The 14,044-nt window shown below is 51.0% G+C and carries 8 protein-coding genes; all 8 read left to right on the forward strand.

The annotated features are described in order from the left end of the window. The first annotated feature begins 192 nt into the window (after window positions 1-192). Window positions 193-2,859: a discoidin domain-containing protein gene (locus tag M1D70_RS15045; protein ID WP_456290337.1), complete on the forward strand. Its 2,667-nt coding sequence runs from the start codon at window positions 193-195 to the stop codon at window positions 2,857-2,859. A gap of 253 nt (window positions 2,860-3,112) precedes the next feature. Then, on the forward strand, window positions 3,113-5,428 hold the full coding sequence (locus tag M1D70_RS15050; RefSeq protein WP_456290338.1) for a helix-turn-helix domain-containing protein: 2,316 nt from the start codon (window positions 3,113-3,115) through the stop codon (window positions 5,426-5,428). A 212-nt stretch (window positions 5,429-5,640) separates the two neighbouring features. Continuing rightward, window positions 5,641-6,498 (forward strand): ABC transporter permease, encoded by an 858-nt coding sequence (locus M1D70_RS15055; protein ID WP_456290339.1) that lies wholly within the window; start codon window positions 5,641-5,643, stop codon window positions 6,496-6,498. A gap of 16 nt (window positions 6,499-6,514) precedes the next feature. After that, window positions 6,515-7,411, forward strand: coding sequence for a carbohydrate ABC transporter permease (locus M1D70_RS15060; RefSeq protein ID WP_009590217.1), 897 nt, complete (start codon window positions 6,515-6,517; stop codon window positions 7,409-7,411). Window positions 7,412-7,442: 31 nt separating this feature from the next. Further along, window positions 7,443-9,113 (forward strand): ABC transporter substrate-binding protein, encoded by a 1,671-nt coding sequence (locus M1D70_RS15065; protein WP_456290340.1) that lies wholly within the window; start codon window positions 7,443-7,445, stop codon window positions 9,111-9,113. Window positions 9,114-9,128: 15 nt separating this feature from the next. After that, on the forward strand, window positions 9,129-10,001 hold the full coding sequence (locus M1D70_RS15070) for a sugar phosphate isomerase/epimerase family protein (RefSeq protein ID WP_456290341.1): 873 nt from the start codon (window positions 9,129-9,131) through the stop codon (window positions 9,999-10,001). A gap of 269 nt (window positions 10,002-10,270) precedes the next feature. Further along, the gene (locus M1D70_RS15075; RefSeq protein WP_009592662.1) at window positions 10,271-10,900 is read left to right on the forward strand and encodes a hypothetical protein; all 630 of its coding nucleotides are present in this window, start codon (window positions 10,271-10,273) and stop codon (window positions 10,898-10,900) included. Window positions 10,901-10,988: 88 nt separating this feature from the next. Continuing rightward, on the forward strand, window positions 10,989-14,042 hold the full coding sequence (locus M1D70_RS15080) for an ATP-binding protein (protein WP_456290342.1): 3,054 nt from the start codon (window positions 10,989-10,991) through the stop codon (window positions 14,040-14,042). Window positions 14,043-14,044: the final 2 nt, after the last annotated feature.

Below are 14,044 nucleotides of genomic sequence, written 5' to 3' on the forward strand. Positions count from 1 at the left end.
TCAGTGGAGGAAATGGGCATCGGAATGTAGTTTTTGATCATAGGACCCGATTCGTCCATGCCCTACAATCAATGGTGAAATACCGACATGGCTTTGCCGTGAATCTGCTGAGCAGCGATGGGAGGTGCAAAACACAGGTTGTTGTAACCGTTCACATCCGAATAAATCGTAATCAAGGAGGAGAATGAGGCAATGAGAAGAAAATGGCCCTTCCTAGTGTTGGCGCTGACGTTAGCTGTTGGAATGTCCGTACCGGCAACGAATGAGGTTCAGGCATCGATGAAGGCTCAACAACCATCGCAAGGGAGCGCAAGTGAGGGGATGTCATTGGACAAGGATGGCAGAAGCCGACTCTATCCTAAGAACTGGTATCCGGGATATCGAGATGAGCAGGGAAGATTTTTGCATGACTTTTCCTATGCCGGTTATCGGCGCGGGGAAGAAGAGATTCCAAGAACGAAAAAGAACAAGCGGATCGATGTGACAAAAGCGCCGTATCATGCGGATTCGTCCGGCGGCAGCGATGCGACGGCGGCTATTCAAAAAGCGATCGATGACGCTTCAGCGCTTGGTGGAGGTGTCGTGTATCTTCCAAAAGGCACTTATCGGGTGGCGCCGCAGCCCGGTAAAGATTATGCATTGAACATATCGGCAAGCCATGTTGTCTTGAAAGGCGACGGCATGAACAAGACCCATATCTATAATGCGCAGGAAAACATGAAGAACAAGGATATCATCCGTGTCAGCAGCGGAGATTGGAAGAAAACAGGGGCTGCCACGAAGCTTCGAAAATCCCTTACCGATCCCACCGCGCTCTTGCCCGTTGAGGATACCAGCGGGTTCGCGGTGAACGATTACGTGGTGATCACGTTCGAAACGACCCCGGGTTTCTTGTCTGAACTCGGCATGCAGAACAAATGGTCTTCCCGTCTCGGCAAGGTAGAGCCGTTATTCTACAGGCAAATCGTTGCCGTGGATTCCTCGAATAAAACCCTAACCCTGGATATTCCTACCCGGTATCCGTTGAAACTCCGAGACCATATTACCATTAGCCGGACGGAAGATCCGATCGCCGAAATCGGCTTGGAGGATTTCTCGATAGCCAACGTTCAGAATCCCAAGCCGGGGCTTGGCGAGGATGATTTCAAGGTCATCGGAACGGCCGGATATGAAAGCGACAATGCCAAAGCAATTAATGTCGTGGCTGCGGCCAACAGCTGGATTCGGAATATCAGCACCTATAAGCCCTCCGGCAATACAGACTATCATATACTGTCCAAAGGGATCATACTGGACCGAACCAAAAATGTCACCGTCGATAATGTGACGATGCAGTACCCGCAGTACCGGGGGGCAAACGGGAACGGTTACTTATATCAGTTCATCGGCAATGATAATCTCATCAAAAACAGCAAAGCGGTTGGAGCCAGGCACAGCTTCACGTATGCCAACTTCTCCGCGAACGGGAATGTGCTGCAGGGTGCGTACTCCGAAAATCCTTCGCTGCTGACCGATTTCCACATGTATCTCAGCATGGCGAATCTCATTGATAATCTGGTCGTAAACGGTGATGCGATATCGGCGATAACACGAGACTACGGCTCATCGGAGACCAACCGACATGGTGTCGTTACCACAGAGAGCGTATTCTGGAATACGACCGGCCAGGCGGCGCACCGGAGCAAACCCGGCGTCATCGTAGAATCAGAGCAATTCGGTAACGGATACGTGATCGGAACCAAAGGCAGCGTCACAGGCGTGAACGTCCATATTGTCGGTTCCATTCCGGATGCTAACACGCAGCCGTTTGATATGGCTGAGGGAATCGGCGAAGGAACACGTCTGTCGCCACAGAGCTTATATCAAGACCAATCGAAGAATCGAATGGATCAGATCAACCTGGGCTTGCAGTCCCTGCTGATTGATGGAGAGGCCATACCAGGCATGCAGTTCTTAAGAACGGAGTATGCGCATACGCTGCCATATGGAACAACGGAGCCTCCCGTCATTGCAGCAACGCCTTTTTCCAAGGATGCTAAAATCAGCATTAGGCAGCCGCGCGGAGCTGACGGCACAGGCGAGATTATCATAACGTATCGCGGGCATACCCGGAAAGTAAAGGTGAATTTTAATGTAGCGGCGACGCCGGTCTTGCCGGAGAATATCTCGATTACACCGAACAAAGCCGTTCCGGGGTGGAGAGTCGCCGGAAATGCAATTAGTGCCGGGCGGAGCGGTGAACTGGCATCCTATCTCACGCTTGATAACGGGGAAGTGGTCCAAATCTCGGATTTGAACATTCCCGTAACGTACACATCAAGTGATGAAACGATCGGACATATGGAAGGGAATACATTCCACGCAACGAAAGCAGGCATGGTCGACATCATTGCGAGATGCGTTTTTCAAGGCGTGACGGTTGAAGCACGTGAACGATTCGAAGTCAAAGAACCGATGGTGGAACCGGAGGGACCATTGGCCGCCGTAGCAAAGGTAACCGCTAGCGCTGACGACGGCAACCTGCCGATTCACACGCTGGACCGCGACCCGGATTCCAGGTGGTCCGCGGATGGCAAAGGGCAATATCTGCAGTTGGAGCTGGAGCAGCCAACGCTGGTGGATCAGGTCAGCATTCTGTTCTACAATGGGCATACGCGATCGAATGCTTTTGATCTCGAAGTATCAACCGACGGAGTCAACTACCAGAAGGTGCTCAGCAGCGTTTCCAGCAAGAAACAGGCAACATACGAAACCTTTGCCTTTGCGCCGGTTCAGGCGAAATACATTCGTTATGTCGGTCAAGGGAATGAGATCAACACCTGGAACAGCATCGTCGAAATTTGGGTTCATGGAGAATAGTCTGAAGAGGGGCATCCCGCTGTGCTTATGCAGCAGCGGGATGCCCTTTCCCTTGCGTATATGCCGGGTATAGGATATGCCGAAGCTAGGAAGTACGGGGTAAACCCGAATGGAGAAATCGGATCTGCACGCGCGGGTCTTTTTGCGTTTACGGACGCTTAATAAGGGGGGAAATCAGTGCCTTTTGGTCTACTGACTACGCGCATCAATCTTTGATATATTGGATCATATCTGAAGGGAAGAAAGGGGGAAAATGCCGGTGAAATCCGTTTCGGGAGAGAAGGCAGGGCTGTTGTTTCGATTTTTTATACCGTATGCCGTCATTCTGGTAGGCTCCCTATTGGTTGGATGGTTTGCTTATGGGAAAACCTCGGAGCTGATTGAAAACGAGACGGTAAAGAGCACTTCTGCGGCACTGCAGCAAATTCAGGAAGCGCTGGATCAGCGATTTGCCGAAATCGAGAACATCGCACGGCAGATGTCGAGCGAATCCAAGATCCAATCCTTTCAATTCGAGAAAGAACCATTTGCCGGCACAGGCCCATACCGTCTGTGGGATTTGGAGAAGAGCTTGTTTAATTACAAACTGTTTAATCATTTCATCGTGGATTATTACATCGCGTACAAGAACAGCAGCATGGTCATCTCTCCCCGCAAGGTGTATACGTCAGACCAGTATTATCGTTTGCTGCTGCGTTATGAAGGCCAATCGTTAAGCGAATGGAGGCAAGCATTGTTCGGGCAGTATCATTATAAAACGTATATGCCGGGACATTCGGTTGTTTATGAAGGCAAACCATACTCCGTCGTGAGTTATATGCAATCCTTCGGGAACAAAAGCAGCAGCGGGGTCGTTACGGTCCTGATTAACAATAGGCAGATCCAGGACATGCTCCGCAAAGTCGATCCGGAACAAGAGGGCTTTGCCTATATAGCCGATCCTAATGGAAACCTGATCAGCTCCATCGGTTTGAAAGAACAGGATTTTATGAAAGCGCTTCCCATAAAAAGTGGCGATACCCATATCCGATGGGATGAACAGGAGATGCTTGTGACGCAATCCACATCCGAGTACAACGGATGGAGCTATGTATCCGCCCAGCCTAAATCCGTGGTGCTCCAAAAGGTATATTATATCAAGCAGCTGACGTTAACCATCTTCGTTACAGCTCTGCTGCTGGGGTTAGGCGTGGCCGGTTATTTGGCATATCGAAGCAGCAGGCCGTTCCTCAAAATCCTTCAGCTGCTGCCTTCAACCCGATCCGAAACAGCTCACGCTGCTTCGCGTAACGCCGTTGATTATATCGGCCATTCCGTTTCCGAGCTGGTTGAAAGCCATGATTCGCTGAAGGAGCGGTTGGAAGAGCAGATTCCGATGCTGCGAAACGTTCTGGTAGACCGTCTTCTGAAAGGGGGCTTCACGTCGATGCAGGAGCTGGAGGCTGCCATGGATCACGCGCAGGTCCAGCTCCGGGGATCACACCATGCGGTGGCGCTGCTTCATATTCGAGGTTACCATGAGCCATTCATGGAAGAGATGCTGATGGAGCTCGATATTGTCAAAATCAACATCCGCGACCGGATTCAATCATTATGCGGAGAAGGGGCGCTGCTGCATGACTTTGGAGAAAATCAATTGGTTCTGGTCCTGTCGGGAACGGCAGCGGACAAAGCGGAATTCACGATAAAAATGCGTGCACATCTACAGTCGATTTATGAACATTTGATTGGAATTTCCGGCACGGGCCTGTACATGGCCGTAGGCGAGTTCCGGTCCAATATTGCCGAGCTGTATCGTTCCTACGGAGAGGCCAAGTTTGTTCTGCATCATGCGGGATGGAGCGAGAAGTCTCCTATCTTTTTTCATGCCGAGATGGAAATGCCGGCCTTTTCCTATTATTACCCGGCAGACGAAGAGATGCGGTTAATCCAGCTTGTGAAGGCCGGCAATCTGGATGAGACAAGGCAGCTTTTTCGGCAGATCAAAGAGAAGAACAAGTCGGATCGGCAAATGCCTATGGCCGTCGAGAAGCTCCTTGTCCAGGAGCTTAGCGGTACCCTGATGAAGTGCAACGAACAGACAGGGAATGCTGGAAGCCACAGAACGGAGGAAACGGATGCCGTCATCCGAGCGTTAAATCCCGAGTTATCCCCTGCTGAAGCCATGAATATTCTCTATGCCGCTTTCGTTCGCCTCTGTCAGAAGAACGAGGAGAGGAAGAAGAGCCATAATGCTCATTTAACGAACCGGCTGCTGAGCTATATCGAGAAGCACTATGGGGAGAGCGATCTGAGTTTATCCGCGCTCGCCCGGGAAACCCACACTTCCGAAGCTTATGTATCGTACTTCTTCAAGGAGCAGACGGGTTTGAATTTCTCGGAGTATCTTGAGAAGCTCCGAATGGATGAGGCAAAACGGGAGTTGGCGACAAGCGACAAGCCGGTCAGCGACATCGCTGCAGCTTGCGGCTATTTGTCGCTCAACACCTTCAGCCGGGCGTTTAAACGCGTAAACGGGATAAGCGCCACCGAGTACAGACGCCTTCACCGGGCCGGAGATTATGCTTAATCTAAAGAAATGCGTACTACCGGATTGATGAATAACAGCCCATTCTAAAATTCTGAATAGTCGACCGGAAACATGAAGATTTACGCGATCAAGCCGGCTGTATATACTCCAATCACGGACCGGATCGGGACGAATCCCATTGAAGATTGGAGTGGTAACTGCTGAGTGGCTGGAAGAGTATCGTCCGCAGCTGGCAATTGTACGCGCTTTTTTTGCTCCCGTTATTGTACATCATCATATTCAAGTATGTGCCGATGTACGGCGCGCAGATTGCGTTTAAAGAGTTCAACGTCACGAAAGGAATCAACGGCAGCCCATGGGTCGGATTTGCCCAGTTCGAACGTTTCTTCCAATCGCATGAATTTTGGCGTTTGCTTAAGAATACGTTCTCGATCAGCTTATACACGCTGATAGCCAGTTTTCCGTTTCCCATTCTGCTCGCGCTTGGTTTGAATTATGTAAGAAACCGGCGTTTCAAGAACACCGTCCAGATGGTTACATACGCGCCTTATTTCATCTCTCTGGTCGTATTGGTGGGTTTGATGCTGCAGTTTATGGACCCGAGAACGGGACTCATCAATACGATGCTCGGTTGGATCGGCGCAGGTCCGTATCATTTCATGGCGGAGGCCTCCTGGTTTCAGTCGATCTACGTGTGGTCCCATATTTGGCAGAACGTCGGGTTTTCCTGCATCATCTTTTTGGCAACGCTTTCAGGCATTGATCCGGCACTCCATGAAGCAGCCGTCATAGACGGCGCTTCGAAGATGCAGCGGATGCGCCATATTGACCTGCCGGGCATTATGCCCATCGCCATCATTCTGCTCATTTTGAATACGGGTCAAATGCTGGAAACCGGCTTCGAGAAAATCCTGTTAATGCAGAATGCGCTGAATTTGCGATCATCCGAGGTCATCGACACGTATGTGTACAAGGTTGGGCTGGTATCCCAAGCGATGAATTTCTCTTATGCCACGGCGATTGGCTTGTTTAAAGCGATCATCGGCTTCGTGCTGCTGCTGATCGTGAATCAGACGGCCAAAAAGCTGAAGCAGGAAAGTCTTTGGTAAGGAAGGGGGAACATGTATGCAATCACCTGCCATGAAGGAATCCGGCTCGGACCGCGTTTTTACGGTGGTGAACTACGTCATTTTATCCGTTTTCTTAATCGTTGTGTTATATCCGTTGATTTATGTCGTCAGTGCTTCGTTCAGTTCCAGCAGCGCGGTTTTGTCGGGAAAGGTATGGCTGTGGCCCGTCGAACCGACGCTCGAGGGGTACCGTGCGGTGTTCAAAAACACGATGGTCGCCAAAGGCTTCATGAACACGCTGTTCTATACGCTGGCAGGCACCTCGATTAATCTCATTCTGTCCGTCATGGCGGCTTACCCGCTATCACGCAAAGATTTTCGGGGGCGCGGCCTGTTCATGCTGCTGTTTGTGTTCACGATGCTGTTTAATGGGGGACTGATACCGACCTACCTGCTGGTGAAGGATCTCGGCATGATTGACACGGTATGGTCGATGCTCATTCCCGGCGCGCTGTCGGTGTGGAACGTCATCATCATGCGGACCTACTTCCAGACGACAATCCCTACGGAATTGCTGGAGGCTTCGCAGCTGGACGGCTGTACGGATTTCCGGTTCCTGTGGCGCATCGTGCTGCCGCTTTCGGGTCCCATCCTGGCCGTTATCGCTTTATTCTATGCCGTCGGCCACTGGAACCAATATTTCAACGCCATGATCTATTTAAAAAGCGCGGATTTGTACCCGCTGCAGCTGGTGCTCCGCGACATTCTGGTGCAGAACGAGGTCAATATCGAAATGCTCGGAGACGCCAAAACCGCGGCGGCCCGGCAAGGGCTGCGGGAGCTGCTGAAATATTCGCTGATCGTGGTGACATCGGTTCCGCTGCTGATCGTTTATCCGTTCCTGCAGAAGTTTTTTGTCAAAGGGGTCATGATCGGTTCGTTAAAAGGATAATACATCCATTATTTCAGGAGGGCGGGACGTTATGAGAAAAAGAACGCGGGTTATTATGGGTGCTATCACCGCATTCAGTATCCTTCTTGCAGGCTGTACCGGGACACAGGGCCCGAAAGGCGCGGATGAAGCACAAAATACGGGTACCGATACAATCGCATTGTCCGAACCGGGAACCTATCCGCTGGTTCAAGAGAAAACCACTTTGAAGGTGATGGTGCGGGGAAATCCGCTGGTCGAGAATTTCGAAACGAACGATTTCACTAAATGGTACGAAGAAAAAACGAATGTGCACATCGAGTGGGAGGTCGTTCCGGAGCAGAGCATGCAGGAAAAGCTGAATCTCGTTCTTGCCAGCGAGGACTATCCCGATGTCATCCTGGGATTGAACATATCGCCGGCGCAGCAGATGATTTACGGCTCGCAGGGCGCCTTTCTTCCGTTGAATGATTTGATCGAGAAGCAAGGTCCGAACACCAAGAAATTGTTCCAGGATAATCCGGAGATCCAATCCACGATTACCGCGCTGGACGGCAATATCTATGCGCTTCCGGAAGTGAATGAATGCTACCACTGCTCCATGAGCCAGAAAATGTGGATTTATGAGCCTTGGCTGAAGAAACTCAATCTGAAGATGCCGGAAACCACCGATGAGCTGTACGAGGTGCTGAAGGCCTTCAAAGAACAGGACCCGAACGGAAACGGAATCCAGGATGAGATTCCGCTGTCGATCTCACCGAAATCCTGGAGCTCCTCCATCGATGCGTTCCTGTTGAATTCTTTCATTTATAATCCGGTTTACGGTTCAAGTTACAAGCATATATTCATAAAAGACGACAAGCTCGACGTCGCCTTCAACAAACCGGAGTGGAGGGAAGGGTTGCGGTATATGAACAAGCTGTATGCCGAGGGACTGCTCGCTCCGGAGTCATTCACGCAGGATGACAATCAGCTGATCCAGATCGGAGAGAATCCCGATACGGTCATTCTGGGTGCTTCAACCGGCGGCCACCAGGGTATATTTACCCAACTCCTCGGCGAAAGCGGCAGATGGTTGGAATATAAGACGGTGCCGCCGCTCAAAGGACCGAACGGCGTTCGCTATGCGGCTCTCGATTCCACCGGATTAAACCCGGGTGCGTTCGTCATCACGAAAAAGGCCAAGCATCCTGAGCTTGCCCTGCGCTGGGCAGATGGCCTGTACGAACGGGAACATACGCTGCGCAGCGTCTATGGCCGTCCGGACCAGGAATGGAGGGAAGCAAAGGACGGAGAGGTCGGCATCAACGGGGAGCCTGCGGTCTGGTCTGAGCTAAAATCATACGGTACGGTGCAAAATATTGCCTGGATTCAAACCGGCCCGAGTTTGCGGACAAATGATTTCCGCCTGAGCGCCGTTGCCAAAGGAGACGACGATCTGGAAGTCGTATTGTACAACGAGACGAAAAATAAATACGAACCTTACAAACCAACCGATGTCAGCACCGTTCCGCCGTTGTTTTTGACAAACGAGCAGGCGTCCGAGGTAGCGGATCTGTCCAAAACGATCAACGATTACGTGGATGAAATGATGGCACGCTTCGTGATTGGCGATGCCGATCTGGATAAAGACTGGGACAGCTACGTGAAGCAGCTGGAGGCCATGAATGTGGCCCGCTATCTGGAAATCTACCAGGAAGCTTACGATGGAAGAAGCAAATAAAGGAGGTATCATTCAATGAGGGTTGGTGTGAGCACCTACAGCTTGCTGCCGGCTATCCGTGCAGGCGAGATGACGGTGCTGGATGTGGTGGATTGGATCGCGGAGAACGGCGGACAGCACATGGAGATCGTGCCCTATGGTTTTACGCTGGAGGACAATCCCGGACTTGCCGATGCCGTGCGTGAACGGGCGGCCGAAGCCGGCATCGCATTATCCAATTATTCCATGCCCGCTAATTTCGTCCAGGAGAACAGGGACGACTTCAATGCGGAAGTCGAACGGATCAAGCGCCACGTGGATACGGTCAGCCGGCTGGGAATGAAGCATATGCGGCATGACGTAACAGCGTTCACGCTGCCGCCGGAGAAGATGGGCATCGATTACGTGGAAACCCATTTGGACATGATCGTGGAAGGCTGCCGTCAAATCGCGGATTACGCTGCCCGGTTCGGCATCACGACCACAATCGAGAACCATGGCGTGAGCGTGCAGGCAAGCGACCGGGTACAGCGCGTGCTGCAGGCAGTCGATCGTCCGAACTTCAAGACGACCTTGGATATCGGCAATTTTCTATGCGTTGACGAGGAGCCGCTCGTCGGCGTGAAACGCAACTTGCCGCTGGCCTCGCTCGTCCACGTGAAAGACTTCTATTATCGTCCGTTTGATCAGGATCCGGGCGGGGGGAATTGGTTCAGAACCTCCCATGGCAATTACCTACGAGGCTCCATCTTCGGGCAGGGGGATCTGGATGTGCGGCGAATCCTTCGACTCATTAAAGAATCCGGTTATGACGGGGATATTACGCTGGAATTCGAGGGCATGGAGGAGTGCAGGGAAGGAACCCGATTGGGTTTGGACAATCTGAAGCGGTTATGGGAGGAAGCGTGACAGGAGAACCGCTAGAATATATAAACGAAAACAAATAAAATATACAGGCCTGCCGTGGAGCAAATCCGGGCAGGCCTGTTTGCGCAAACCGACAACCGAAAGCAGCTCTGTACGAACCGATAATCACCTATATCTACTAAAAATGGATTCGGGAAGGGACAAAGCTGGTGTCAGAGCCCAATTTCAGTGATTGACAATTTATGGGTTGCGTTTAGTATTAAACTGAAGGACTAAATTCATGGTGAATTTCACCAGCCAAGGGGGATAATATGAACCAAACTACCGTTCCTTATAACGAGATTGAACCTAAGCTGCAGACCGGAGATATTCTGCTCGCTCATGGGGTAGCCAAGGGAAGTCTTCGAATTGAAGCACTGGAACATTGTCCGTGGTCACATGTTGCAATGGTCGTACGCGCTCCGAACGATGAAGTGCTGTTATGGGAATCCACGTCGCTCGATAATCTGGAGGATACGTGGTTACATATCAAGAAATCAGGTCCTCAGCTCGTGAAGTTACGCGATCGATTGTCAACCGATGTCAGCAACCATTACGATACGATGTTTGCGATCCGTCATCTGCATGCAGATCGAACACCCGAAATGTACGAGCTGCTGGATCATTTTATCGAGCAGGTGCATGATGCCGTGTTTCCGGATAAAAAACAGATGTATTGGGAGATCATCGAAGGCAAGTTCGGCATCACTACTTCGTTCCGCGACTTCTTCTGCAGCAAGCTTGTAGCGGAAACCTATATCCAACTAAAGCTGTTGTCCCCCGCTAAAGCACCCAACAGTTACGAACCCAAAGATTTTACATCCAAGCGACATCTTCGCTTGCTGGGGAATGCCCGGTTAGGCGATGAAATTTATATCGATGTTGCGTCCATTCTCGCATGAGATGGCGTAAACACGCGGTTGCCCTGTTTTTTTTTACCTAATCCTATCTTTAGCAGGCCATTCGGAGATTGCTATTGCGAAGTCGTCCGTGAGCGTGCAGAACGGTGAGCTTCAGCTTGAAGGGTGGGATTTCGGCACAGACGGATCCATTTCGCTGAACGGAAAGTGGGCATTTTATTGGAACCAACTGCTGGATCCGGACGATCTGAAACAGGGGGCTTCTCCTGCCGTAAGCGCATACGTCGATATGCCCGAGTATTGGACGAATTATACATTGAACGGCAGAAAGCTTCCAGCCGACGGATATGCAACGTATCGTTTGACGATTAGCGGGCTTGATTCTGAAGAGCCGATTGCACTCAAACTGAGAAACATCTATTCGTCATACGCCCTATGGGTCAACGATACCCTGGCGGCATCGGCCGGTAAACCTGAAACTACGCACGAGGCATCCATTCCGAAATATGGTCCGTCTGTAGTCGTACCCGTTAAGCCGGACTCGGACGGACGATTGACGCTTCTGGTTCAGGTCGCCAATTATACGTATCCCAAAGGCGGGATTAATAACGCTATTGAGCTTGGAGATGCCAAGCAGCTGCAGCAGGAGAAGTCGGTAGAGCTTGTAAGAGACAGTCTTGTGATCGGTTCACTGCTGGTGATCGGTGTGTATCATATTATCTTGTACGTGCTCAGGCGCAACGACGTAACTCCGCTGTATTTCGGATTGTTCTGTATGTGCATTGCCGTTCGAACGATGCTGGTGGGTTCAAGATTTATACTGGAAATATTCCCAGCGTTCTCATGGGTTTGGTTTGCAAAAGTATCGTATTTAACGATTTACGTCGGCGAATTATTTTTGATCTCATATATATATCACTTGTTTCCCCAATTTCTATCCCGCAAGGTATGGCGTTTGACGCAGTTTTTCACGATATCTTTGACCTTACTGGTGCTTACAACAGATATCCGGGTGTATGATTATTCACTGATCCCATTTCAGATCTATTCCATCGGGCTTGTTCTCTATGCCGTCTATGCATCCATTCGGTTAGCAAGGCAAAGACAAGAAGGGGCTGTCCTCCTCATCCTCGGATTCAGCCTGATTTTCCTGACAGCGGTCAATGATACCTTAAACCGTAAAGGAGTCTTTACTACGCCAGCGTTGCTGCAGTTCGGTGTGCTCGGATTTGTATTTTTGCAGGCATTATTGCTGTCCATGAAATCCTCCCGGGCATTTTTCCAAGTGGAGCGATTATCGGAGCGTTTGTTGACATTAGACAAACTGAAGGATGAATTTTTGGCGAAAACCTCGCATGAGCTGCGTACTCCGCTGCATGGCATTATCGGTCTGGCCGATGCCTTGATCGACGGAAGCTCCGGCAAACTGCCATCGCCTGTCATCGATCTTTTGCGGCTCATGAAGGTCAGCGGCCAGCGGCTTGCCCATTTGGTAAACGATATATTGGATTTCTCAAAGCTCAAGCACCAGGAGATCGGTTTGGTCCTCGTGACGGTTAACTTGCGTCTGGCCGTCGAGCTGACCCTTCAAGTGCTCAACCCATTGGCCGAGAAGAAAGGGCTCCAGCTATCCCATCAATTGCCGGACGATATGTACGTGATGGCAGACGAGAATCGATTGCAGCAAATATTGCATAATTTAATTGGCAATGCGATCGCTTACACGGAAACCGGGGCGGTTACCGTCACGGCAAAGAGGCTGCAAGGACAAGTTTCGATTCAGATAACCGATAGCGGAATCGGCATCGCAGAAGCTGATCTGGACCGTATTTTTGAATCATTCGAGCAGATTAATCCTCTGGATCGATCTCAACAAGGCGGTACGGGGATTGGGCTCTCGATTACTAAGAAGCTAGTCGAACTGCATGACGGAAGGATTGGAGTAACCTCCGGTCTTGGCGAAGGCTCGACGTTCAGCTTTACGCTTCCTATGGCTGGCGAAGGAAAGCCGAAGAGCCCTCCTCTGCCTGTCGCAGATTACATTCCGACAGAGTCATTCTCACATTGGGAGATTGTTGAGCCTGAGCGGGAGGCAGCCCACTCCAATAAACAACTGCCTTCTGTGCTCATCGTGGATGACGATCCGATTAACGTCCAGGTACTCTTGCAGTTCCTGGCAGGAAAGTATTCACTCAGGTCGACATGCAGCGGGCAAGAAGCCCTGGAATGGATCCAGAATGGATACAAACCGGACATCGCGCTTCTGGATGTCATGATGCCGTACGTATCCGGACTTCAGTTAGGAGAAGAAATACGCAGGCATTACAATTCAGGGGAATTGCCAGTCATCTTCCTCAGCGCAAAAAGTCAAATGACGGATCTGATTGCCGGTTTCGAACACGGCGGTAATGACTATCTTGCGAAACCTGTCGACAAGCAGGAGCTGTTGGCACGCCTTGAACTGCATCTCCAGCTGGCACGCTGGAATGCAACGCTGGAACGCGAAGTGGAGGCGAGGACCATTGAACTTGAGCATTCTTTGGAAGAACGGGCCAGAGCATTGTCGGAGATATCCGTGCTCGCCGAGCGGAACCGAATTGCCGGCGATATTCACGATCACGTAGGACATATTCTAACAGCCAGCGTCGTTCAGTTAGAGCTCGGTCTGAAAATGTCTTCCCAAAACGCACCGGAATCGACGGAGAAATTGAAGCACGCGTCCGATCTGCTCCGCAAAGGGCTTCATGAAATGCGGAAATCCGTGCATATGCTTGCCGAGGAAGCGGCTGGTTCTGCAACGTTCCGGGACTCCTTGCTGCAAATCATTAACGACTCCCGGCAATATGCTGAAGTCAACATAGAGCATAGAATTGAAGTCTCCGACGGCAGTCTTGAGCCGGAGGCCGAGAAGTTGATCCGCCATGCCTTGCAGGAGGGGATCACGAACGGTATTCGTCACGGTCAATGCACGTTCTTCCGGTTTGAGTTGATCGAGACAGAAGACGCTATCCAGTTTACGCTCGAAAATAACGGGCTGCCCTTTACGTCCGAACGGCTTGGATTCGGATTGACCATGATGCGGCAAACGACCCGGCGAAGGGGCGGCACCTTCCAGGTCAGCACGAAGGATGGAGCAGGCTGTGTGTTATTACTCACCATGCCCCGCTCCGCGCTTAAGGAGTGATC

The organism is Paenibacillus sp. AK002, from assembly GCF_053903045.1.

Coding starts and splice junctions, on each gene's coding strand:
- M1D70_RS15045 (WP_456290337.1), top strand. CDS start 193: ATGAGAAGAAAATGGCCCTTCCTAGTGTTGGCGCTGACGTTAGCTGTT.
- M1D70_RS15050 (WP_456290338.1), top strand. CDS start 3,113: ATGCCGGTGAAATCCGTTTCGGGAGAGAAGGCAGGGCTGTTGTTTCGA.
- M1D70_RS15060 (WP_009590217.1), top strand. CDS start 6,515: ATGCAATCACCTGCCATGAAGGAATCCGGCTCGGACCGCGTTTTTACG.
- M1D70_RS15065 (WP_456290340.1), top strand. CDS start 7,443: ATGAGAAAAAGAACGCGGGTTATTATGGGTGCTATCACCGCATTCAGT.
- M1D70_RS15070 (WP_456290341.1), top strand. CDS start 9,129: ATGAGGGTTGGTGTGAGCACCTACAGCTTGCTGCCGGCTATCCGTGCA.
- M1D70_RS15075 (WP_009592662.1), top strand. CDS start 10,271: ATGAACCAAACTACCGTTCCTTATAACGAGATTGAACCTAAGCTGCAG.